Origin of the sequence: Psychrobacter sp. AOP30-A2-5 (assembly GCF_052378115.1) — a bacterium.
In the GTDB taxonomy this organism is placed as follows: domain Bacteria; phylum Pseudomonadota; class Gammaproteobacteria; order Pseudomonadales; family Moraxellaceae; genus Psychrobacter.
In genome coordinates this window covers 39,594-62,243 of record NZ_JBQSXK010000015.1, presented here as the reverse complement: position 1 = coordinate 62,243, position 22,650 = coordinate 39,594, and the positions used below count along the sequence as shown (strand labels likewise).

Sequence of the window (22,650 nt, the reverse complement as noted above, 5' to 3'; positions counted from 1 at the left end):
AAATACAGAACTAAAAAAGCCACAGGCTTACGTCAAAGCTTGTGGCTGTCATGTAGATTAGATTTTTGCATTAGATATTAGCAATAATGAGATTTGACCACGTACAAAAACCTACTCAAACTCACTCAGCATCTTAGTCATACGGGCATCTTTTTGTTGCCAGATATCCTCTAACCAGTCAAACATCATTTTTTTGGTGGTTTCATCACGGTCATAGCCGCCGTCCATGATGGCAGCAAATAATTCATCTGGTATCTTTAAGCGAGTCACATCGACGCCCAAACGGCGAATATTACCTTTCCATAAATCATCATAGTCAGGCGCGCCGTCTGGGTAGACAATGGTCACGTCCAAGATAGAATCCAACTCATTGCCTAACGCATTAATTGCTAATGACAAACCGCCAGCCCGTGGTTTTAACAAATGCTGATAAGGAGATTTTTGTTGGTCATGTTTTTCTTTAGTAAAGCGCGTGCCTTCCAAATAGTTTAATAGCGCGAAAGGTTTGTTTTTTAATTGACGACAAGCACGCTTAGCCTCAAGCAAGTTTTGTTTTTTAAGCTCTGGATTCTTGGCCATCGCTTTGGCAGAAAAGCGCTTCATCATCGGAAAGTCTAAGAAATAAAAGGCTTGACCGATAACAGGAATATAAATCAGATTAAACTTGGTAAAAAACCGTGTCAGAGGCAGGGTATCTTGGCTGATATATTGCACAATGCTGGTATCAACCCACGATTGATGGTTGCTTACCAATAGATACTGTTTGTCTTCGCTCAGATCGTCAGGCAGGTTAATGCGCCAGTCTTTGTGAGGTAGGGCATGATCAATGACGGCATTATTACTATTAATCCAGTATTTGGTAATCGCAATCAGCGCATCATCCGCAGCTTTCGCTCCTGTCAATACTTTTGCCGCTCCCAAAGTCCAGATGGGCAAGCCCACCATTGCACTATTGGCAGTAAGAACACTCGTACCAGTTAAAAAAGAGGCGGTCTTGCCTACCGCTGGTAGCTTATCGTGCAGTTTTTCATAGAGTGAATCGATTTTTTTTATAAAAGACATAATAAATATCCATATTAATGAGCGCGAGTGCCTATAAGGAAATAAAAAAGGATGAGTAACTTTGTCCATGATGTGGCTTTATAGCGTCGGTTTAATGCTGAGCAGCCACTGAGGCAAGCCATAGAATACCGCAATGTTAGACAATAAAACGTTCAAGAAACGTTAATTATTCAAATACTGACTTCTTTATACAGATAGAGATATTCAAAAATAATAGAAAATTGTCTATTAAGCGAACTATTTGCTATAGTTTGGCGGCCTCTAATGAATACTTTATATAATAAGCTATTGTGAGGAATAGGAGGATGTATGTCATGGTTCATCATAGCGTATGAAGCGAGCTGTTGAAGCAATAAACGGTAGTCAATATGATTGTAGTGCTAATCTAAGGTGTTGAAAATTATTCCGCGTGGCGCCGCGCTGAGTTTAGCGTCTGCTTTGTTTGGCATACTTTTATTATTGGCTTTTGTACTGACTCATCAAATAAGTTGGTCAATTTCTGGTATCTATCGCTATGATCTGTTGTTGGCTTATGCTTTGATTATTCAAGTCTTTTTGGTTTATTTCAAATTAGAGACACCGCGTGAGGTATGGGTCATTGCTATTTTTCATATTATGGCCATGGCAATGGAGCTGTTTTTAACCCATCCCAAAATTGGTTCTTGGTACTATCCTGAACCAGCAATTTTTAGAATTGCCACTGTGCCACTTTTCGCCGGATTTATGTATTCGGCAGTAGGTAGTTTTTTAGCGCGTGGCTTAAGATTGTTTAATGCCTCTTTTACCGACTTACCACGTTTACTATGGGTGAGTTTATTGGTTATTTTTTCTTATGCCAATTTCTTTACTAAGTTTTTTGTCCCTGATATTCGCAATATATTGTTCATCGCTTCAGTAGTTTTATTTTGGAAAACCAGAGTATTTTTTCAAATCCATCACAAAAATAATCTTCAATTGCGTGATACCAAGCAATATCAATGTCCATTTTTACCATTACTGTTGTTCCTCGCTTTTTTGGTTTGGTTGGCAGAAAATATTGCTACTTTTACCAATATTTGGCGTTATCCGTCACAAGCGAATGTATGGCATATGGTAGGTTGGGGTAAGCTGGGCTCTTGGTACTTATTACTGATGTTAAGTCTAGTGTTGGTTTTGGCAGTCATGGGTAAAAGGGATGAGAAAGGCGGTTGGCAGTTAGCTCGATAATTTTGATACTTGCGTGTGTTCTCATTGTTTTGGCAGTAGCGCTAGCGCTTGGATTATAGATTCAAATTTTGTGGGACTGAATATTGAATCGAATATGAAAATAAAAAAAGCCCCCTTAAATCATAAGAGGGCTTTTACTTTATGGATTGCTGCTAAAATTACAACTGCGTATGCAAACCACACTCACGGCTTTCTTCTACTTTCGTTGGATCAAAGTAGTCATGCTCGTTAGGTAAGGTATGCTCATCAAGATACACATCTAGATCTGCATCTGTTTTCTCAAATAATGGGGCTACTTTTAGTACGCCATCTTTTGATAGGCTGAGTACATCAAGACCTTGGCGGAATTCGGTTTGATCTTTACGAATGGCGTTGAACCAAACGTCAGGCTTTAGCTCATCTAGTGCACGGCGGAATGGCTCAAGTTTCACTTGTTCTGTAAATTCATCATGCTGTGGGTTATCAATCCCTGGGATGCCATTCATCGTGGCATCACGATGCGCCGCCGTTTGCTTAGGGATATAGGTAACGACATTAAGATCTAAGTCTTTGATCACTTTATTAGCAAAACGATAAGTGGCGTCCGTGTTATAACCAGAATCTACCCATAATACGGTGATATCAGGACGTTGCTTGGCAACTAAATGCAAGATAGCCGACTCGTAAGGGCGGAAGTTGGTGGTAATGATAGGGTTTTTAGCCTGACTGAGTGCCCATTCAACGATTTGCTCTGGTGATTTACCTTGTAGCGCTTGGTTGGCTTGATCAAGGTCTAGATCTGGGTGTAATTGACTCATAATATGTTCCTTAATGGTGGTTAATAATTTAAATGCATAAAGTTAAAGATGGTAAAAAAATTAAGTATTGAATAGTAATCTTAGGCTGGGTTTTTAACCCAGCCTACAAAAATAGGTCGTTGCTGTCATAATTTAAATTGAAATAATACAAATTAGGCGTCCGCAAACATCGGTAAGTCGGCGGCGTTGCGACCGTCATAACTGCTAGCCAGCGCGTTAAATGCTTGGCTGATGTCGGAGATGGACTGTAGGTCATGCTCGCTTATCATAAAACTGTCCGCGCCCGCACGTAGTAGGTAGGCAATTTGGTCACGCCCAAACTTGCCAGCCATACGAATCTCGCCTTGGTAACCGATCTGGCGTAGGGTCTGGGCAAAGCTAAAGCCGCGTCCATCGGTGAACACTGGCACATTAATCACAATTAAATCTTGCTGCAATAAAAACTCTGGTATGCGAGTTAGCACTTCCGTATCGCTATTCGATGTCACCCAGACACCAAGATTGCTGGTATGTTGAGCGAGTAATTCATACACCTCTTGCAATAGACCGCCAGCAATATTGCCCTTAGTATCCAATAAATCGCTAAGCGGTAAGAGCACATCGAGCTTTTCTTGCTTTTGTAAAATTTCGAGCAATGATATGTGGGTCAGTGCGATACCATCTGGTAGATCGTTAGTCGTCAGTACATGCCAAGTATCGTTTTGACTGATGTCCACAGCCTCGCTATTGAAAAGATGATGATTACCCATAGACCTTCTCCTTAAAGGGTGCAAGGCCAATACGATTGATCAGCTCACCAAAGCCTTCTACCTCATTCTCATTAGCCACGCGTTGCTCTAGATAGACGTCTACTATCTTTTGTATCGTCGTCGCGACATCATCAGATGGCACCGCTTTACCCAATATCTTGCCGATTTTGGCGTCGTTACTAGAGTTTCCGCCGAGGCTGATTTGATACCAGTATTCGCCTTTTTTATCGACACCAAGGATACCGATATCGCCGGTATGATGATGCGCACAGGCATTCATACAGCCAGACATATTGAGGCGGATTTCACCCAAATCATAAAGATAGTCGAGATCATCAAATTGCTTTTCGATTTGTTCAGCGATATTGTGGGTTGTGGCATTGGCGAGCGAGCAAAAGTCCCAGCCTGGGCAGACGATCATATCGGTGAGGGTATTGATATTTGGACGGGCCAAATGTAGCGCAACCAACTGTTGCCATAGCTCGTATAAGCGGTTGGTTTGTACATCAGCGAAAACCAGATTTTGCTGATAAGTACCACGCAATTCACCAAAGCTATGTTCATCAGCGAGGTCGGCGAGGGCGTCCATTTGCGACTCACTGATATCACCTGAAGGCACGTACTTACCATTGACCAACCCTGCTTTTAACGAAATCACCACGGCGCGATAACCTGCGATTTTATGGGCGACCGTATTTTGGTTATACCAATTGGCAAAGTCTTTATCAGCGTTTAATTGCTGCTGCAAGTCCGACTGTACTTGGAGCGCATCAAAGCTTAGATAATCAGGTTCGGTAAAATAACTACTGGCTTTGTCAAAGCTGGCATCGGTTAGAGTTAATGAGCCACCTTTGGTGTGTGCTTCCCATTCAGCCTCGACCAGTTTAGCAAAGGCAGGACCGCCCATGCTCTCGACTAATATTTTGATACGCGCTTTGAATTTATTATCGCGGCGACCATGCAGATTATAGACGCGCAAAATCGCATCTAAATAGCTGAGTAAATGATGGCGTGGTAAAAATTTATTAATGGTTTTGCCAATCACTGGCGTACGTCCAAGCCCGCCACCAACAATCACCTCAAATCCAAGCTCGCCTTCTTCATTGGCTTTTAAATGCAGTCCGATATCATGCACCTGCGTCGCTGCCCGATCATTGGCGGTACCGATGACGGCAATCTTAAATTTGCGCGGTAAAAATGCAAACTCAGGATGAAAGGTTGACCACTGGCGAATAATCTCACAATAAGGACGTGGATCAGCAATCTCTTCTTTATGAATACCAGCATATGGATCGGTGGTGGTATTACGAATACAGTTGCCCGAAGTCTGAATGGCATGCATCTGTACCGATGCCAGCTCCGCCAAAATATCTGGCACTTCTTCAAGTTTTGGCCAGTTCAGCTGCATATTGGTACGGGTAGTGAAGTGTCCGTAACCTCTGTCATATTTGCGGGTAATCTCGGCGAGCTTACGCAATTGATAGGTTGCCAGCAAGCCATATGGAACCGCAATACGCAACATCGGCGCATAACGCTGGATATAAAGACCGTTCTGCAAACGCAGCGGCAAAAATTGCTCTTCTGGCAGCTCGCCTGCCAAAAACCGTTCGGTTTGGTCGCGAAATTGGGCGACTCGTTCTTCTACCAAGGTTTGGTCAGCATAATTATATTGGTACATGACGTAATCTCAATAATGATAGACGTATATGATAGCTTAAAAACTGCTCAGTGACAGTTTAGCTTAGCTTAGCTTAGCTTAGCTTAGCTTAGCTTAGCGTCACATCATATAAGCTATAGCGTTAAAACATAAATTCCTATAAGTCATATCCATATCCAAAGTCAGCATAAATTTTCATAACGAAAATTCGGTAGCCTATGCGTATTCTATTTATAACCCATTTACTCAGCTTTCTCACTCATCATTAAGGTTTTAAATTAATATGACATCTTCAGTCCCCAATCAAGCAGCCTCAAAACTAGTACCCCCTCATGGTAGCGACACCCTAAAGCCACTATTATTAAAAGGTAAAGCACGCGAAGAGGCTCTAGAACTTGCCAGCACTTTGCCGACTATCACGCTAAGCTCACGTGAGCGTGGTGATTTGATTATGCTTGGTATTGGTGGCTTCACCCCGCTAAATGGCTTTATGAATCAAGCCGATTGGCAAGGCGTTGTTGACAACATGCGTCTGCAAAGTGGTGAGAATGCTGGCTTGTTTTGGCCAATCCCCATTACTTTATCTGCTCCAAGAGCACTGACCGATACTTTGAGCCAAGGTGATAAAGTGGCTTTGGTCGCGGATGATGGGGAAGTGATGGGCATCATTACTGTCGAAGAAACTTATGATATCGACAAAGACCATGAGTGCCAGCAAGTCTTTACCACAACTGATCCTGAACATCCGGGCGTGCAGCAAGTCCTGAACCAAGGCGAAGTCAACATCGCAGGTCGCGTCGAAGTACTAAGCGAAGGCGAGTTCCCCGCCTTATACCCAGAGATTTATAAAACGCCAGCTGAGACGCGCGAGATATTGGATGCCAAAGGCTGGAAAACAGTCGCCGCCTTCCAAACGCGTAACCCTATGCACCGCTCACACGAATATCTGGCCAAGATTGCGATCGAGATTTGTGATGGCGTACTGATTCATTCGCTACTCGGCGCATTAAAACCAGGAGATATCCCAGCTGAGGTACGCCAAGAAGCCATTAAGACCTTGATTGATAATTATTTCAGAGCTGATACCGTGATCCAAGCAGGCTATCCGCTAGACATGCGTTATGCCGGTCCGCGTGAGGCGCTACTGCATGCAGTATTCCGTCAAAACTACGGTTGTAGCCATCTGATTGTTGGTCGTGACCACGCTGGTGTCGGCGATTATTACGGTGCCTTTGATGCACAAACGATATTTGAACAGGTTGGTAAAGATGATCTTATCACTCAACCACTAAAAATTGGCTGGACGTTCTGGTGTAATGCTTGTAATGCCATGGCATCAGATAAGACTTGCCCGCATGAAGCGTCTGAACACGTTAAAGTATCAGGTACGAAGCTGCGTAAAGCGCTATCAGAAGATGAAGAAGTACCAGACAACTTTAGCCGTCCAGAAGTATTACAAATTTTGCGTGATTATTATGCTGGTATCGCAAGAGAGGAACGTGCTGAAGTGAAATTGGTTGGTGCCTCTGCGGTGTAAACCAAGATTATCAGCATACAAACCAGTATCAAAAAAAGGTGTCAGACTTATCATCTGACACCTTTTTTTTTGATACTGGTTTTCAACGCCTGTTATCTAAGCTAGCGTTCGTTATCTATTAAATCTCTAAATCTGTTGTCAGCTTTTGATAGTCACCAATCAATGTGCCACCGCCAGAGCAGAAGTAGTTAAGCGCGTATTTATCTTGACTATCAATAGTCAGCTTATCATCCTTAAATTGAAAGAATGCTGTACTGTCATTGACTTTGCTTTGGAAAATAATGCCGTGCGCGTCGTCTTGACCCATTAATGTCGCCTTGCTATCAAACTGGCAACTGGGCTTTTTAATATCGCTACGGGCGCGAACCTTTATGTTGATTTGCTGATCACTCTCTGCCCGTACCATGACGCCAACCCAATCATAGCCTTGCGCGCGCTTTTCATAACCTTCATCAGCATAATCTCCAACGACTGCTTGCACAGCTGGCATGACATCGGCTATAGGTTGTTTTATGGCTTGGTGATTCACGCTAGGTGTCATGTTATTACAGCCACTTAAGGCAAACAGAGCCGCCGATGTGGTGAAAAATACCGAAAAAAAGCGTGAGTGACGAGCGGCACGAGGTGGAGACATGATCATTTAAGTACCTTTGATAAAGGAGTGATTAAGAGGAATGGTCGTTATCTAAACGAAACGCCTAACAGCATGGCTGTAAGGATATTAGAGATAGTATCGTTTACATAAAGGCTCGTCTATTTGACATACTCCCACCACTTTCGCCAAGCTCAAGTGGGGGATTCTAAAAGCAAACGCTCTTAGGCAACATTCTCACGAATATCACAAGTTTTCTGTTTCAACGGGCGACCCTTTACCGCATCTTCCCTCCGCAGACAACACGGCATGCCCTGCCGCTAATATGTTGCGAGCCGCGTTAACATCTGCGTTCGCAACATAACCACATTGGACGCACTCAAATTTTGATTGAGTTTGTCTATTTTCTTTGGCGACATGCTTGCAGTTAAAGCAGGTTTGGCTGGTGTAACGTGGATTGATTTTCACTAGCAGCCCACCTTGCCATTGCTGCTTGTACTCAAGCATATTGACCATCATGGCCCAGCCTTGATCCAAAATTGATTTATTCAATCCTGATTTGGCTTTGACATTATAACCTTTTTTCTCCATCGACCCGCTTGCAGACTTCGACATATTGGTTACTTTTAAGTCCTCACAAGCAATCATAGCGTGGTTTTTGCTGATGCTGGTGGTGATTTTATGCAAGTAGTCATGACGAATATTGGCGATATGATGGTGCAATTTCTGTATCTTACGGTTTTGCTTTTTCCAGTTTTCACTGAATTTTACTTTCTTGATTAATTGACGCTGTAATCTAGCAAGCTTGAGTTGATTGGCTTTAAAGCCGTTTTTAGGTTTGATGTATTCACCATTTGAGGTGGTGAGTAGTTTGCTGATACCCATGTCTAATCCAATAGCGCTTATGGCAGGATGCCGAGGGTTCTCAGCCAGTTCAAGTTCACACCCAAACGACACGTACCAGCGCCCTGATTTCTTGCTGATGGTGACGTTTTTGATGGTGCCGATAATGTTTTGGGATTTTCTAAACTTCACCAAGCCAATACCGTTGGGTAGTTTGACTCGATTGTCCTCAACACGGCAATATTTATCAAACTGAACCAAGCGAATTGAGTCGCAGCCATCGGACTTGTGCTTAAATCTTGGCATCAGTGGACGTAGTTGGATCTCCGATCCATCAGCCAATTTAAAGAACTTGGGTTTACGGGGTTTCTTTTTATTTTCTTTTAACCTGGCATGGACTTTGGGGTCAAAAAAACGTGACCAAGCAGAGGCGAGATCACGTACTTTTTGTTGTAAAGCCACCGCATTTGAACTGGTTTTTAGGAAGTCAAAATCAGGATTACTTTTTAAATCTATAATTTTATTAACCAGATTGGTGGCATTAATAAACTCGTTGTTAGCAAACATCTCAAATGAGATTGCCAGCATTTGATTCCAAACAAAACGCGCAGAGCCGACAAGATTATTTAAAATAACCGTTTGCTCCGTATTAGGCTCAAGCCTAAATTTATACGCTTTGTTGATCTTCATAAACACTTTCTTTATTAATGAGTGTGTATTTGATATTATGATTATAATTCTAGCACTTAAGGGTTTTTATTACAATGAGTGAGATATATAAAAATCGCTATGCCGCCTTTAACCTACACGTTCATTTGGTTTTTTTTACCAAGTACCGAAAAAAAGTTTTAGTTGAGTTGCATCATGATTATTTTAGTGAATGTGTTGCTGAGCTCTGTAAAATTTTTGACGCTGAGCTAAAGGAGTGTAACGGTGAGGCAGATCACATTCACATGCTTATTCAGTATCCGCCAACGGTGCAGTTAAGCAAGTTGGTTAATAATCTAAAGTCAGTCACAAGTAGACGAATGAGAGGCGATTTCATTGAGTTAAGAGCAGCTTATGCCAAGCCGGTGCTTTGGTCCCGATCTTATTTTGCAAGCTCTTGTGGTGGTGCGCCATTAGATATTATTAAGCAATATATTCAGAATCAGCGAGGCTAGCCTAAGCCTTGTGAAATAATTAATAAAATGACTTATGCCAAGTTAATCACTCGATAAGCGCATTTGTCACTAAGCATTTGACTCACATGCTGTTAGCATATTTCTCATTATCCATAGAACCGTATCCAAAGAATTATGAGCATTAATAAGATTGTCAATGCTGTGGAAAACGCTTCTATCAACATTATTGAGAGCACCCATGCAACCAGATAACAAAAGTATTCAGCAAATATCTCAAAATCTTCGTTTTGCTACCCTGCATACCCTTATTGAGGATAAAAAGACGCCAACGCCGATCGCCAATATCAGTGTTAAAGTTGGTAGCGTACTGGCGTTTGCTATGCTAATGACAGGCTGTAATCCTACCGAAGCCACTCAGCAAGACGGCTCGAACGCAACGGGTGATGCAAAAAATATCAGTTTATTAAATGTCTCTTATGATGTATCACGCGATTTTTATAAAGATTATAACGCTTTATTTAGCGCAGATTATCAGCAAAAGCATTCAGACAGTCAGGTAAATATCAACCAATCACATGGTGGCTCAAGCAAACAAGCGCTGTCGGTTGCCAATGGTCTGCAAGCAGATGTAGTGACCTTAAACCAAGAAAGTGATATGAATCTGTTGGTTAAAAAAGGCTTGGTCACAGCTGATTGGCAGCAAGCGTTCCCGAACAATGCGGTGCCTTATACCAGTACCATGGTGCTATTGGTGCGCGATGGTAACCCCAAAAACATCAAAGACTGGTCGGACTTGGCGCGTAACGATATCGACGTGGTGATACCAAACCCGAAAACCAGTGGCACCGCGCGTTATGCGTTTTTGGGTGCTTATGGTTATGGATTACATCAATTTAAAGAAACGGTGCAAAGTCCTGCCAAAACGGATGATTTTATCAAAAGACTACTGGCAAACGTGGTCACTTATGACAATGGCGCACGCGCCGCAACAACCAGCTTTACTCAGCGCAGGCTGGGCGATGTACTCATCACGACCGAAAATGAAGCGCATTTAGCCGTCAAGCAATTTGCCAAAGGACAGGTCGATATCGTTTATCCCAGTTATTCTATTGTGATTGCGAATCCAGTGGCGGTCGTAACAGCCGTTACTGACAAGGGCGGCAAGACGGCAGCGGCGAATGCTTACCTAAAAGGCTTATGGGACACTCCAGCACAAGAGCTGATGGCAGAGATGTATATGCGTCCAAGTAACCCACAAGTGCTGGCAGCTCACAAAGCAACCTTGCCTGATATTGAGACTTTTGAGCCGGTAGCAGTATTTGGTTCTTGGGAGCAGATTATTGACACTTTCTTTGTCGATGGTGGGCGTTTTGATCAGCTGGCAAGAGTGAAGTAGGGAGCCTTTATCAAGAGATTGTCAATGGCCTGATACATACTCAAAGTGCTCAATTTGTATGAGCCAGAGCGGGTAGTTAGTAGGGTGTCAGCGTTATGTATTAACGATATTATTTAAGTGATTGATAACCTTGTATTTATCCCTTTGTTATTCCATTTTGGCAATAACATACGCATATTCATCATTAAACATAATAAGATGGCACTGTTAGCATACTTGCATTACTTAACAGATACCTTTGAGGAATTTATGACATACGCTTTGCAATATCAACAAAAAAGTAAAAAACGTCACGTCTTGAGCATTGCAGGCGTTGCATTAACCTTGGGGCTGGCTGGCTGTAGCAATAGCGAGACAGAGACGACTGCTAATGCAGATGGCACAGTTGCCACAGAAGGTCAAAATATTGAGCTGCTGAACGTCTCTTATGATGTGGCACGTGACTTTTATAAAGACTACAACCCCTTATTCGTTGAGCACTATAAAGCGGAAAATCCAAACAGCAATATCCTAATCAAGCAGTCACATGGTGGCTCAAGTAAACAAGCGCTGTCAGTTGCCAATGGTCTGCAAGCAGATGTCGCCACCATGAACCAAGGCTCTGATATTGAGCTGCTTGAGAAAAAAGGCTTGGTTGAGTCAGATTGGGAAAGTAAATTCCCAGACAATGCCGTCCCTTTTACCAGTACCATTGTATTCCTAGTCCGTAAAGACAATCCAAAAGGTATCAATGACTGGGAAGATTTAACCAAAGAAGGCGTTGAGATCGTCATGGCCAATCCAAAAGTGACCGGTAATGGTCGTTATGCGTTCTTGGGCGCTTATGGTTATGGCTTACATGCTTTTGATAAAAACGAGACCAATGCCAAAAACTACGTGAAAGACATGCTTAAAAACGTCAAAGTTTATGAGAATGGCGGGCGCGCTGCGACCACCACTTTCGTTCAGCGTGGTATCGGTGATGTCCTAGTGACTTTTGAAAATGAAGCCAACCTTGCCGCAACTGATTTTGGTGCTGGTAAAGTTGACATCGTTTATCCTAAATACTCTATTAAATCAGAAAGCCCTGTTGCGATTGTCAAGTCAGTGACAGATAAAAAAGGCACAACGGATGCCGCAAAAGCTTATCTTGACTACTTATGGAGCGAGCCTGCCCAGCAGCTAGCAGCCAATCTATACTTGCGTCCTAGCGTCAAAAGCGTCCTTGATAAAAATGGTGATAAATTACCACCAATCGAAACATTCCGTCCAAATGATGCCTTTGGCACGTGGGATGAAATCATGGGTACGTACTTCAGTGATGGCGGTGTATTCGACCAGCTCGCCATTAACGCCCCGCAGTAATCACTTGCTAAGTGCATAAGAGAAGCTACTGCGCTAGCAAATGCAGTCAGTCACACCGTTAGTCATGCAGAACCTCATAAAGGACATGGTCATATACGCTATGTCCTTTATACCGTAAGCACACTAATATCTACCTGATAGCATGGTTTTATGGACGACATCATCGTTAAATGCTTTCTGTTAAGTACTCTTTTTAAGTATCAATAGTGAAAACCCACGTTAAGCAATAACAATAAATAGTAATCATCGCTAAGTACGATTGGTTAGGCAATAGGACATCATTATGAGTGCAAAAACATCTCCTGCCAGCAAAGCCCCTGCAAAAAAAGGGTGGTTAACACGTTTGCGCCAACGCAATGTGCTGCCAGGGTTCGGCCTAAGCATGGGTATCACTGTCTTTAGCTTATCGCTACTGGTGGTATTACCGTTTGCCATGATGGCCTACACCACGACTCAGATGGGTTGGACTGGATTCTGGGAGACGATTAGTCAGCCGCAAGTCACTGCTGCTATCAAGCTAAGCTTATGGATGTCGTTTTTGGCGATGCTGACCAACATGGTGTTTGGCACATTGGTTGCTTGGGTACTCGTACGCTACGAGTTCTGGGGTAAGTCGTTGATTAATGCGCTAGTTGATTTACCATTTGCATTACCAACGGCGGTCACAGGTATTTCGCTTGCGACCCTTTATGCCCCTAATGGTTTGATTGGGCAGTGGTTTGATAAATTTGGCATTCAGGTCGCCTTTACACCTATAGGTATTTGGCTCGCCTTGGTTGTGGTCAGCTTTCCTTTTATTGTCCGTGCGGTACAGCCTGTACTCGCTGAGCTATCGGTTGAATTTGAAGAGGCAGCCGCGGTATTGGGCGCCAATCGCTTGACGACGTTTCGCAAAGTAATTTTGCCAGAGCTGTTGCCCGCTTTACTCATGGGTGCTGGCATGATGTTTGCTCGTGCCACTGGCGAGTACGGTTCGGTTATCTTTATCGCTGGCAATATCCCCATGCAATCAGAGATTTTACCGCTCATTATTATTAGTAAACTAGAGCAGTTTGATGTTCAAGGGGCTTCTGCGGTTGCATTATTTATGCTAATAATCTCATTTGTGATCTTATTAACTATTAACATCATGCAGTGGAAACTGTCGCGCCGTGTAGGAGCTCGCTAATGCAAATATCTAATAGCTACGACTACCAAAGCAACGCAGCGACTAAAGATACGCCATGGATACGTCTTACCTTTATCGTCATCGCAGTGTTATTTATGGTCATCATGTTGGTCATTCCGTTGCTGGCTGTGTTCTATGAGGCCTTTAAAGGTGGCTGGCAGTTGTATATTGCCTCGCTGGTCGACCCAGAAGCCTTACAAGCCATTAAGCTGACATTGATTACCGCGGCTATCGTCTTGCCCATCAACATGGTGATGGGTATCGCAATCGCATGGCTAGTGACCCGCTATCAGTTTAAAGGTAAGCAGCTCGTTACTACCTTGCTTGATCTGCCATTTTCAGTATCACCCGTCGTTGCAGGTTTGATGTTTGTTTTACTATTCGGACTCAATTCCACCATTGGCGGCTGGCTTGAGAGCATGGGGTTTCAAGTTATTTATGCGGTTCCAGGGATCGTGCTCGCTACTTTATTTGTCACCTTTCCCTTTGTAGCACGTGAGCTGATACCGCTGATGCAGACGCAAGGCGACTCTGAAGAGCAAGCTGCATTGACCTTAGGCGCGACTGGCTGGCAGACGTTTTGGCATGTGACACTACCGAATATCAAATGGGCACTACTCTATGGTTTGATTTTGACCAATGCGCGGGCAATGGGTGAGTTTGGGGCGGTGAGTGTGGTATCTGGTCATATTCGCGGCGAGACCAATACCATGCCACTACTGGTTGAGATTGCTTACAATGATTATAACTTTACCGCCGCTTTTGCCTTATCGAGCCTACTAGCTGCATTGGCATTGGTGACGTTGCTTATTCAACAAGTCATGACTAAGCTACAAGAGCGCAAATTTGCCAAGTCCGAACGGCTGGCAAGTGTGCCTGAGTTACTGGTAAGTGCCAACGCTACTAAGGCTACCAATACTACTGATGCAACAACCGCTGAAAGTTCGGATAAATGATAAGCAAGATTATCTACACTTGGTCTGAACAAAGGCTGGCATTAGATTTAATTTAATAATATAAATGCGGTAACCAAAAAATCTGCCACGATACCAAAGATATAATAAGAGAACCCATTATGAGCATCGAGATTCGCAACGTTAATAAAAAATTCGGTCAGTTTACCGCCTTAGATAATATCAATATCACCGTGCCGACTGGCAAGCTGACCACTTTACTGGGACCATCAGGCTGTGGCAAAACGACGTTGCTACGCATTATCGCCGGCTTAGAGTATGCTGACTCAGGGCAGATATTGTTTGATGAGATGGATGTGACCAATACGCCAGTACAAAAGCGCCATATTGGCTTTATGTTTCAGCATTACGCATTGTTTCGTCATAAAAATATCGCCGATAATGTCGCCTTTGGACTGACCTTGTTACCAAAGAATGAGCGACCGAGTAAGGCAGATATCAATAAGCGCGTTGCCGAGCTATTAGACTTGGTGCAGCTGCCACAAGTGGCCAATGCTTATCCGCATCAATTATCAGGCGGTCAGCGTCAACGGATTGCGCTGGCACGCGCCTTAGCAGTGAAGCCAAAGTTATTGTTGCTCGATGAGCCTTTTGGTGCACTTGATGCCAAGGTACGTAAAGAGCTGCGCACGTGGCTAAAGAACATCCATCATGAGCTTGGTATTACCAGTATCATGGTTACTCACGATCAAGAAGAAGCCCGCGCGGTCTCAGATGAGATCGTGGTCATGAATCAGGGGCGGGTAGAGCAGGTAGGCACATCGGAGGAGCTGATACACCAGCCAGCCAATGCGTTTATCAGTGATTTTTTAGACTTAGCATAGTGAAATTTGGTGCAGTTTTTCTATTATAACGCATAAAAAAAGACCTACAATAAATAGGTCTTTTTTTATGCGTTAAAGCAGGTCTCAATTTCATTTGGTATCTAGCGTTATTGAGATCAAATGTTGATAGCAATAATGCTAGATAGTTATCATATCTCAGCAGGCTTGGACATATCGAGGTCTTTGCTAGATATTTGCTTATAAGTAATATCCAAAATCTCTTGGCACCATTCTGGCAAGTCGTCAGCGACTTCATACCACATCCACGTACCGTCGCGAACACAGCTTAAAATACCGAGTTTCTTTAAATGGTTCAAATGACGCGATATCGTTGGCTGTGGTTGATCCAGTATTTCTACCAACTCACCAACACAGCGCGATTCTTTGTTAAATAGAATTTGAAATATTTTTAAGCGCGTCGGGTCAGATAAGACTTTAAATAACTCGATAGGTCGTATCGTAAAATTATTATCAGACATAGAACAATTCCAATTGGGCTTTGTTAATAGGGGTTCAATATAACAGCAGTTATCTACAAAATCGATTAAAAAATGGGCTAAATTACAGTTCGTCGTTAATTTACTACCTTTCATCATATTCGGTTACACGCACGCTTATATTCACTTACATCAATTAACTGCGTGCAATATAACTCTACTTTCATGACTGTACTTTTATACCAATAATATATCAAATGCTATTGCAAATGATAATAGTTATCGTTATTATATATCAAGCCATAAAAATGACCGTGAATATCAAGACAAACACTCTATTCACCATTTTTATCATCAATGCACTAAATTTATGAGCAATAAAAGCAGTTACCGAATAGCGGTATTCAGAGGAGCCAGACCATGTACGTATGCATCTGTAATGACGTAAAAGAAAAGCAAATCAAAGCAGCCATTGCTTCAGGTATCGATACCCTTGACGGTCTAAAAGATACCCTCGATGTTGCGACTTGCTGTGGCTGCTGCGAACCGATGGTTAACGATTATCTAGATGAGCATCATGCTAAACTCGATGTCTTGGCTTACGCTGTTTAAACGTTATCAAACCAGAGATTTACTACCCAGCTGTTCATCACCTCACTACACCAATATCACTAGTACGCCTCGATACCACATACATTCAATATTCCGCACTTATCCTTTGGTCATTATACATAAAGGGTAAGTTGCGAGCGTCCATATAACTTTACCTATACACCTACTACAATAATGATATTGAGCATCATTAGCAGCCATTGTTGCGATAAGCCAGTGATTACTAAAGCTAGCTAATTATGATTCTCAATTAGCATCTTATTCTTAGTTCATAACATTACAAGCTGTATAGCGCCTATATGCTACTATATCTGTCTCACGTTGTAAGACGTTTTGTTGATTTTGATCTTTACTGATCAGTTTACCAATAGTACTATCCTTATATGGGTAATTATGAATGTACGGTGATCTGTAAAATATAAATAGGGGAGTATAGGTTATGATAGGTAGCCCAAAAGTCATTGATTATTTGAATTTTTTGTTAGGCGGTGAGCTTGCTGCCCGTGACCAGTATTTTATTCACTCAGAAATGTATGCTGAATGGCATTATGGCAAATTGTACGACCGTATCCATCATGAGATGGCAGATGAGACGCTACATGCCCAATCTATTATTCGCCGTATCCTAATGCTGAGCGGCACGCCGAAAATGACGGTCAATGCCATCAATATCGGCGCGACAGTTCCTGAAATGCTGCAACTTGACCTTGAGCTAGAGTATCAAGTACAACAGCACTTAAAAGACGGTATTGCTCTCTGTGAAGCAGAGCGCGATTATGTCACGCGTGAGATGTTGGTAGAACAACTAAAAGACACTGAAGAAGATCATGCGCATTGGCTTGAGCAACAGTTGCGCTTAATTGAGATGATCAGTCTGCCCAATTATCTACAAAGCCAAATGGCTGAAGTCACTCCCAATCTTGTTTAATGTCACGAAGATATGAACAATAACCATAGTATTTAGCATAAATAACGGCATGAAAGGGAGAGAGATAATGAAAGGGGATAAAGAGGTTATTCGCGCTTTAAATAAAGTGCTCGGACAGTCATTGATTGCCATCAACCAGTACTTTTTACATGCGCGCATTGCGCGCCATTGGGGATTAGAAGCCCTCAATGAGAGTTTCTATAAACAATCCATCGCTGAGATGAAATGGTCTGATGAGCTGATTGCCCGGATTTTATTGTTAGGCGGTTTACCAAATTTGCAAGATTATGGAAAGATGTTCATCGGTGAAGATGTGCCAGAGATTATCGAATGCAATTTGCGCCTAGAAAAACAAAAATTCGATATCATTACTGACGCCATTACTCTATGTGAAACAAAGTCTGACTATGTGTCGCGCCAGCTATTGGTGACGCTAAAAGATGGCAATGAAGAGTATCAAGACTGGTTAGAGACGCAAGAAGACTTGATCAAAAGCATTGGGGTTGAGCGCTATATCCAATCACAAATGGATGATGACGCGCCTTAATGGTTCATTGTTGATGCAATGAGCCGTAATATGCTCTAAAAATGCCAGCGTGTCTTGTGGTTTATAATCACTCACATGCTGGCATTTTTATGTCTCATACTCCAAATATCAGCGGCTCAGTATAAGCCGCGCCCATCTTCAGGCTTAAGTCGTAAGAAGTACAGCCCCGAGAGAATGGTCAAGACCCCAAGTATCCAATAGGTGGTTTGAAACGCTGTCAGCGTATCCATTTGTAGGCGTTCACGTAACAGCGTCAGTACCGCTGCCCCAAAAGCAATACCGAAACTAATCGCCAACTGCTGATTGACCGCCATCAAGCTATTGCCGCTACTGGTTTGAGCGCCTTGCAAATCACCGATAGTAATCGTATTCATCGCGCTGAATTGCATAGAATTACAAGCGCCCATTATGGTCAAAATAGGGATAAACCATAACCACTGTGAGGCATCGGTAAACTGTGCCAACACAATGATGAGCGTGCCCATCAAAAACGTGTTGAAGACCAGCACTTTGCGATAAGTATAACGCTGAATAATTTTACTGACCCAGGGTTTAATCCCGATAGCACCGACCGCGATGGGCGCGAGGAGCCAACCTGCCTGCGACGGTGAGTATTCAAACACCACTTGCAGCAACAGCGGCAGCAAAAACGGTACGGCGCTGATGCCTAATCTGGTAAATAAGTTACCAGTGATGCCAATACGAAAGGTGCGAATGTCAAACAAACTCAAGGGGAACAACGGTGCTTGACGACGCTTGGCGTGCCAGATATAAGCGCCTATCAATAAACTGGCCACCAAACTAAGCAGCAACCCATAAAACCCTCGACCAGTCTGCGAGCCGAACTCTACAGCAAGCGTAAACCCACAAGCTGCTGCCGCAAACAATAAAAATCCTGTCCAATCAAGCCGCTTGGTATCCTCAAATAGTGCCGGAACCAGTTTTTTGCCCATGATAAAGCCAAAAATACCCATCGGTATATTGATCAAAAATATCCAATGCCAACTGGTATATTGTACGATATAGCCACCTAAGACAGGCCCTACTAGCGGGGCTACCAAAGCAGGAATTACCGCAAAGTTCATAACGGTCAGCAGCTTATTGCGTGGGTAGGATTTGACCAATATTAAGCGAGCCACAGGCGTCATCATCGCCCCGCCAATACCTTGTATAACCCGTGAACCAATCAAAAAATCCAACGTTGGTGACGCAGCACATAGCAGTGAGCCAATACAAAAGATAATAATCGCTGCCAAAAATACTCGGCGCGTGCCGTATTTATCCGCCAAAAAACCACTGATGGGAATAAATATGGCCAAAGTTAGCGCATAACTGATCACCGCCCACTGCATTTTTAATGGAGACTCACCCAGCGCCTGTGCCATCTGCGGTAATGACGTATTTAATATAGTGGCATCCAAAATTTGCATAAATAGCGCCACCGCTAGCACATAGGGCAAGTATTTATCTTGTGTCGGGGTTAGCGTTACCATGTAAATCTCATTAGATATTCCATCATAAAATGAACAAAATAGTCTATTGACGACTAATTCGCTATACCAACCGAGTAGTATAAGAAAGACTCAATCATAATAAAAGGGAATCAAAGTAACGGCTGGCGGTTGAGGTTATAAAATTCTGTGTTTAGAGGTAATAATATTAACACTGCTTACAAGAGAGGACTTTAATATCAGGGTTGGTTATCGTTATAGTAAACCCTCGCTAACGACTTAAGCCAACAGATAAGCAGTATAGTCAATTTCATCTCAATCATATGATATTGAATTGACTACCGACGATATAAGTAGAAGCATCAACAATACGATAAAGATAAACTGAGGATATATTATGAGTCAGGAAAATAACAAAGCTTGCAATCATACCGATGGCCAAAACGATAAATATGTCCCGCCAAAGGTTTGGACGCAGGACAAAGAAAACGGTGGTAAGTTTGCCAGTATCAATCGCCCAACAGCGGGTGCGCGCTATGAGAAAGCGCTGCCAGTAGGCGATGCGCCATTACAGCTGTATTCATTGAATACGCCAAATGGCGTCAAGGTTAATATCCTGTTAGAAGAGCTTGCCGAGATTGGTGTTAAAGGTGCTGAATATGATGCCTATAAAATTGATATCTCTCAAGGAGAGCAGTTTGGTTCTGGCTTTGTAGCCATAAACCCTAACTCAAAAATTCCAGCCTTGGTTGATCATTCTTCCGATATAGCTGGCGAGCCGATAGCGCTCTTCGAGTCTGGTGCTATCTTGATGTATCTGGCAGAAAAATTTGACCAATTTATGCCTTTATCACTTGGCAAAGCACGGGCAGAGTGTTTGTCTTGGGTCATGTGGCAGATGGGCAGTGCGCCGTTCTTAGGTGGCGGCTTCGGACATTTTTATGCTTATGCGCCTGAACCGCTAGAGTACCCGATCAACCGCTATACCATGGAAACCAAACGCCAGCTCGATGTGCTAGATACCCATCTAAAAGACAGCACATATATGTGTGGTAACAATGAAGCCGATTATAATATTGCGGATATGATTATTTGGGCATGGTATGGACAATTGGTGCTTGGAAAGCTCTATGATGCCGCCGAGTTCCTGCAAGTTAATGACTACAAGCATGTGAAGCGCTGGGCACAGGCAATTGCTGAACGTCCAGCCGTTAAGCGTGCCGTAGACCTATCATTAAAGCCTATTGACTAAACCTATCGATAACAGACGCATTAATAAAATCAAGGCTGATAGGCTATTTGCTTATCAGCCTTGATTTTATCCGACATCTTGCTATTCTATATTCATATATGGTTATATTAAAATAGAGATATACTTATCTGTTTACACAATGATACATTAGTACAACAGATAGAAACCTTAGTACGTTAAGATAGCTTGAGTAGCTCAAGCACATAACACCTTAATAAGCGGGTATTTGTACTGCTTATTTAATTGGCTCAATACCATTGGGATACCAGCAAGGCGAATAGAGCGACTTATAATAGACTGAGTAAATCAGACAACATATCTGATTGAAATAAGATTGACTATATTGATGGATAACGATTATGAAGGATGATAACCGTAAACGGATCAACTTCTCACGACAGGCGATGGCTAGCGAATTAACAGTTGTCAATACCAAACTCAGCGCCATTCAGAACGATCAACAGATAGATGCTAATCGATACTCAATATTGCAATACAAAGCCAACTTGACCACCCATCCTAAAAAAATAAAAAAGATACTCTTATTGATGATAAAAAATAAAATACGATTACCTATGTTTGCTGCTATCAGCGCAGCTTTATTTAGTACAGCGACGATGGCCAGCAATGGCGTTGAATTTACCAATCAAGACTGGCAGGTAGTCTGCGACAATACTCGTACATGCCGGCTGGCAGGCTATCAAGCAGAAAACAATAGCGAATTTCCTATATCGGTATTGCTCATACGCCGTGCAGGCGCAAATGCTGGTGTGGATGGCAAAGTAAAGTTGGGCGGTGCTAAAGAAAGCTCATCTAAAGCCTTGATGCAACTTGGCAATCGTCATCGTATATCATTGTTCATCAATGGTCGAGACTATGGCGAAACCAAGCCGTTTTCAACTGCAGCAGGCAATGCTGATCTGACCCCAACACAAGTCACAGCGCTACTAGAGGCACTGACTAAGTCAAGCAAAATTGAGCTAGTGCTACGTAACTCACGCTGGCAACTGTCTGATAAAGGGGCTAGCGCCGTCATGCTCAAAGCAGATGAAGCCCAAGGTCGAGTAGGGACGTCATCTGCCTTTGTCAATACTGATGGTGCCGCCAAATCAAATAGCACTGTATTGCCATCTAAACCTGCACCAAAACTGCGCTTTGTGGCGCCCAATCCGAAAGCCGTCGCTAGCGACAATAGAAAGTTTGTGATGAAATCGTCGCAGCTAGCGGCGCTGATGAAAAGTACAATGAAAGATGCAGATAGTGACTGTCCCAATCTATCAGACAAATCACCATGGCGTGTGAGCCGACTGAATGGCTCACAGCTGTTGGCACAACACGATTGCTGGACGGGCGCTTATAATACTGGTGCAGGCATCTGGGTCATCAATGACAGTAAACCTTATAAACCGACATTGGTAACCACCAACGCCACTGGCTATGATAAGGGTAAAATCACTTCCGTACAAAAAGGTCGCGGCATCGGTGATTGTTTAACCAAGACTGATTGGGTATGGACAGGTAAGGCATTTGAAAAAAGCCATGAAAGCACCACAGGGCTTTGCCGTATGATTGAAGCGGGCGGTGCGTGGCAGCTGCCGACGTATGTCACTGAAGTTAAAATGGTGCGATAGCCGCCAATAATACTGCTGATTGTCTTATTACTCAGCATATTGAACGCGTACATTTATAAGTAGATTTTCTTTATTTACCGAGAAATTTAATAAATAGCTACATATAATATTTTATTGTGCTATACTGCGTCGCCACGTTAGCTTAGGCTTTCGTGAATTATGAGATTGATAACATCGCCTGCGATTTTGGGTCTAGGATGACCATAAGTAATTGTTGCCGATGATTTTGTGTACTTAAATAACCTGTCATGAAAATAGCAGTTATTTTTGACTCATATCTTATCTACCGAACCATAAATATGGTTTAAATTGGTTGTTATTCGCGATTATTTGCTTTGGACAAAGCATTAATAATACGCTTATATCAAACAAGGATGAGACACTCGGCACTACCACCAAAATACGTCAGACAGCACGAACGCATTTATTGTAGAGGCTCTAAGCTTTATTGGCTTGACTTCTGATTATCGACACTTACATGTGGTCCGGTAATCCTTTAATAAAGGCAGCGTGGTGAAC

At 42.9% G+C, this 22,650-nt stretch carries 19 protein-coding genes and 2 pseudogenes; 13 read left to right on the top strand and 8 right to left on the bottom strand.

Annotated elements, in window-relative coordinates; genetic code table 11:
• Window positions 1-111: 111 nt before the first annotated feature.
• Window positions 112-1,062 (bottom strand): acetyltransferase, encoded by a 951-nt coding sequence (locus tag ACT3S4_RS10960; protein WP_372861786.1) that lies wholly within the window; start codon window positions 1,060-1,062, stop codon window positions 112-114.
• Between the two features lie 390 nt (window positions 1,063-1,452).
• Between ACT3S4_RS10960 and ACT3S4_RS10955 the strand changes: the two genes are divergently transcribed.
• Window positions 1,453-2,268: a DUF817 family protein gene (locus tag ACT3S4_RS10955; protein ID WP_444761048.1), complete on the top strand. Its 816-nt coding sequence runs from the start codon at window positions 1,453-1,455 to the stop codon at window positions 2,266-2,268.
• A gap of 158 nt (window positions 2,269-2,426) precedes the next feature.
• On the opposite strand, the gene ACT3S4_RS10950 is transcribed toward ACT3S4_RS10955, so the two are convergent.
• From ACT3S4_RS10950 to ACT3S4_RS10940, 3 genes are all read right to left on the bottom strand, one after another.
• The gene (locus tag ACT3S4_RS10950) at window positions 2,427-3,065 is read right to left on the bottom strand and encodes a phosphoadenosine phosphosulfate reductase domain-containing protein (protein WP_101211570.1); all 639 of its coding nucleotides are present in this window, start codon (window positions 3,063-3,065) and stop codon (window positions 2,427-2,429) included.
• A gap of 152 nt (window positions 3,066-3,217) precedes the next feature.
• Window positions 3,218-3,814 carry a DUF934 domain-containing protein gene (locus ACT3S4_RS10945; protein ID WP_201576716.1) on the bottom strand — a complete coding sequence of 199 codons (597 nt, stop codon included), beginning with the start codon at window positions 3,812-3,814 and terminating at the stop codon, window positions 3,218-3,220.
• Window positions 3,807-5,492 carry a nitrite/sulfite reductase gene (locus tag ACT3S4_RS10940; protein ID WP_444761047.1) on the bottom strand — a complete coding sequence of 562 codons (1,686 nt, stop codon included), beginning with the start codon at window positions 5,490-5,492 and terminating at the stop codon, window positions 3,807-3,809. Before ACT3S4_RS10940 ends, ACT3S4_RS10945 begins: the two co-directional genes overlap by 8 nt.
• A 262-nt stretch (window positions 5,493-5,754) precedes the next feature.
• Between ACT3S4_RS10940 and sat the strand changes: the two genes are divergently transcribed.
• Window positions 5,755-7,008, top strand: coding sequence for a sulfate adenylyltransferase (gene sat, locus ACT3S4_RS10935; protein ID WP_109589809.1), 1,254 nt, complete (start codon window positions 5,755-5,757; stop codon window positions 7,006-7,008).
• A 118-nt stretch (window positions 7,009-7,126) separates the two neighbouring features.
• On the opposite strand, the gene ACT3S4_RS10930 is transcribed toward sat, so the two are convergent.
• A complete protein-coding gene (locus tag ACT3S4_RS10930) occupies window positions 7,127-7,648 on the bottom strand; it encodes a hypothetical protein (protein ID WP_045456193.1) in 522 nt (173 codons plus the stop codon).
• A gap of 176 nt (window positions 7,649-7,824) precedes the next feature.
• Window positions 7,825-9,133 (bottom strand): annotated as a pseudogene (locus ACT3S4_RS10925) (RNA-guided endonuclease InsQ/TnpB family protein).
• A gap of 74 nt (window positions 9,134-9,207) precedes the next feature.
• On the opposite strand from ACT3S4_RS10925, the gene tnpA reads away from it, so the two are divergent.
• From tnpA to ACT3S4_RS10895, 6 genes and pseudogenes are all read left to right on the top strand, one after another.
• The gene (gene tnpA / locus ACT3S4_RS10920) at window positions 9,208-9,606 is read left to right on the top strand and encodes an IS200/IS605 family transposase (protein ID WP_109589807.1); all 399 of its coding nucleotides are present in this window, start codon (window positions 9,208-9,210) and stop codon (window positions 9,604-9,606) included.
• 340 nt (window positions 9,607-9,946) lie between these two features.
• Entirely contained in the window at window positions 9,947-10,963 is a 1,017-nt protein-coding gene (locus ACT3S4_RS10915; protein ID WP_444761056.1) for a sulfate ABC transporter substrate-binding protein, read from the top strand.
• 249 nt (window positions 10,964-11,212) lie between these two features.
• The gene (locus tag ACT3S4_RS10910; RefSeq protein WP_444761046.1) at window positions 11,213-12,307 is read left to right on the top strand and encodes a sulfate ABC transporter substrate-binding protein; all 1,095 of its coding nucleotides are present in this window, start codon (window positions 11,213-11,215) and stop codon (window positions 12,305-12,307) included.
• Between the two features lie 283 nt (window positions 12,308-12,590).
• Complete coding sequence (cysT, locus tag ACT3S4_RS10905; protein ID WP_444761045.1) at window positions 12,591-13,475, top strand: sulfate ABC transporter permease subunit CysT; 885 nt, start codon at window positions 12,591-12,593, stop codon at window positions 13,473-13,475.
• Window positions 13,475-14,431 (top strand): sulfate ABC transporter permease subunit CysW, encoded by a 957-nt coding sequence (gene cysW / locus ACT3S4_RS10900; protein ID WP_201501256.1) that lies wholly within the window; start codon window positions 13,475-13,477, stop codon window positions 14,429-14,431. Before cysT ends, cysW begins: the two co-directional genes overlap by 1 nt.
• Before the next feature lie 119 nt (window positions 14,432-14,550).
• Window positions 14,551-15,270: pseudogene (locus tag ACT3S4_RS10895) on the top strand (sulfate/molybdate ABC transporter ATP-binding protein); the annotation flags it as partial.
• A 152-nt stretch (window positions 15,271-15,422) separates the two neighbouring features.
• On the opposite strand, the gene ACT3S4_RS10890 reads toward ACT3S4_RS10895, so the two are convergent.
• On the bottom strand, window positions 15,423-15,752 hold the full coding sequence (locus ACT3S4_RS10890) for an ArsR/SmtB family transcription factor (RefSeq protein WP_045447327.1): 330 nt from the start codon (window positions 15,750-15,752) through the stop codon (window positions 15,423-15,425).
• A 378-nt stretch (window positions 15,753-16,130) separates the two neighbouring features.
• On the opposite strand from ACT3S4_RS10890, the gene ACT3S4_RS10885 reads away from it, so the two are divergent.
• From ACT3S4_RS10885 to bfr (ACT3S4_RS10875), 3 genes are all read left to right on the top strand, one after another.
• Window positions 16,131-16,322, top strand: coding sequence for a (2Fe-2S)-binding protein (locus ACT3S4_RS10885; protein ID WP_193005005.1), 192 nt, complete (start codon window positions 16,131-16,133; stop codon window positions 16,320-16,322).
• Between the two features lie 439 nt (window positions 16,323-16,761).
• Window positions 16,762-17,250: a bacterioferritin gene (gene bfr, locus ACT3S4_RS10880; protein WP_045447320.1), complete on the top strand. Its 489-nt coding sequence runs from the start codon at window positions 16,762-16,764 to the stop codon at window positions 17,248-17,250.
• Between the two features lie 67 nt (window positions 17,251-17,317).
• On the top strand, window positions 17,318-17,797 hold the full coding sequence (gene bfr, locus ACT3S4_RS10875; protein ID WP_444761044.1) for a bacterioferritin: 480 nt from the start codon (window positions 17,318-17,320) through the stop codon (window positions 17,795-17,797).
• 116 nt (window positions 17,798-17,913) lie between these two features.
• On the opposite strand, the gene ACT3S4_RS10870 is transcribed toward bfr (ACT3S4_RS10875), so the two are convergent.
• Window positions 17,914-19,290, bottom strand: a complete 1,377-nt coding sequence (locus tag ACT3S4_RS10870; protein ID WP_055125460.1) for a DHA2 family efflux MFS transporter permease subunit — start codon at window positions 19,288-19,290, stop codon at window positions 17,914-17,916.
• Between the two features lie 355 nt (window positions 19,291-19,645).
• On the opposite strand from ACT3S4_RS10870, the gene yghU reads away from it, so the two are divergent.
• Entirely contained in the window at window positions 19,646-20,500 is an 855-nt protein-coding gene (yghU, locus tag ACT3S4_RS10865; RefSeq protein ID WP_109589798.1) for a glutathione-dependent disulfide-bond oxidoreductase, read from the top strand.
• 359 nt (window positions 20,501-20,859) lie between these two features.
• Complete coding sequence (locus tag ACT3S4_RS10860; RefSeq protein ID WP_444761043.1) at window positions 20,860-22,131, top strand: DUF1176 domain-containing protein; 1,272 nt, start codon at window positions 20,860-20,862, stop codon at window positions 22,129-22,131.
• The last annotated feature ends 519 nt before the right edge of the window (window positions 22,132-22,650 follow it).

Excerpts from the sequence above, each read along its gene's own strand:
- ACT3S4_RS10960 (WP_372861786.1), bottom strand. The coding sequence starts at position 1,062 with ATGTCTTTTATAAAAAAAATCGATTCACTCTATGAAAAACTGCACGAT.
- ACT3S4_RS10950 (WP_101211570.1), bottom strand. The coding sequence starts at position 3,065 with ATGAGTCAATTACACCCAGATCTAGACCTTGATCAAGCCAACCAAGCG.
- ACT3S4_RS10945 (WP_201576716.1), bottom strand. The coding sequence starts at position 3,814 with ATGGGTAATCATCATCTTTTCAATAGCGAGGCTGTGGACATCAGTCAA.
- ACT3S4_RS10940 (WP_444761047.1), bottom strand. The coding sequence starts at position 5,492 with ATGTACCAATATAATTATGCTGACCAAACCTTGGTAGAAGAACGAGTC.
- sat (WP_109589809.1), top strand. The coding sequence starts at position 5,755 with ATGACATCTTCAGTCCCCAATCAAGCAGCCTCAAAACTAGTACCCCCT.
- ACT3S4_RS10930 (WP_045456193.1), bottom strand. The coding sequence starts at position 7,648 with ATGATCATGTCTCCACCTCGTGCCGCTCGTCACTCACGCTTTTTTTCG.
- tnpA (WP_109589807.1), top strand. The coding sequence starts at position 9,208 with ATGAGTGAGATATATAAAAATCGCTATGCCGCCTTTAACCTACACGTT.
- ACT3S4_RS10915 (WP_444761056.1), top strand. The coding sequence starts at position 9,947 with ATGCTAATGACAGGCTGTAATCCTACCGAAGCCACTCAGCAAGACGGC.
- ACT3S4_RS10910 (WP_444761046.1), top strand. The coding sequence starts at position 11,213 with ATGACATACGCTTTGCAATATCAACAAAAAAGTAAAAAACGTCACGTC.
- cysT (WP_444761045.1), top strand. The coding sequence starts at position 12,591 with ATGAGTGCAAAAACATCTCCTGCCAGCAAAGCCCCTGCAAAAAAAGGG.
- cysW (WP_201501256.1), top strand. The coding sequence starts at position 13,475 with ATGCAAATATCTAATAGCTACGACTACCAAAGCAACGCAGCGACTAAA.
- ACT3S4_RS10890 (WP_045447327.1), bottom strand. The coding sequence starts at position 15,752 with ATGTCTGATAATAATTTTACGATACGACCTATCGAGTTATTTAAAGTC.
- ACT3S4_RS10885 (WP_193005005.1), top strand. The coding sequence starts at position 16,131 with ATGTACGTATGCATCTGTAATGACGTAAAAGAAAAGCAAATCAAAGCA.
- bfr (WP_045447320.1), top strand. The coding sequence starts at position 16,762 with ATGATAGGTAGCCCAAAAGTCATTGATTATTTGAATTTTTTGTTAGGC.
- bfr (WP_444761044.1), top strand. The coding sequence starts at position 17,318 with ATGAAAGGGGATAAAGAGGTTATTCGCGCTTTAAATAAAGTGCTCGGA.
- ACT3S4_RS10870 (WP_055125460.1), bottom strand. The coding sequence starts at position 19,290 with ATGGTAACGCTAACCCCGACACAAGATAAATACTTGCCCTATGTGCTA.
- yghU (WP_109589798.1), top strand. The coding sequence starts at position 19,646 with ATGAGTCAGGAAAATAACAAAGCTTGCAATCATACCGATGGCCAAAAC.
- ACT3S4_RS10860 (WP_444761043.1), top strand. The coding sequence starts at position 20,860 with ATGAAGGATGATAACCGTAAACGGATCAACTTCTCACGACAGGCGATG.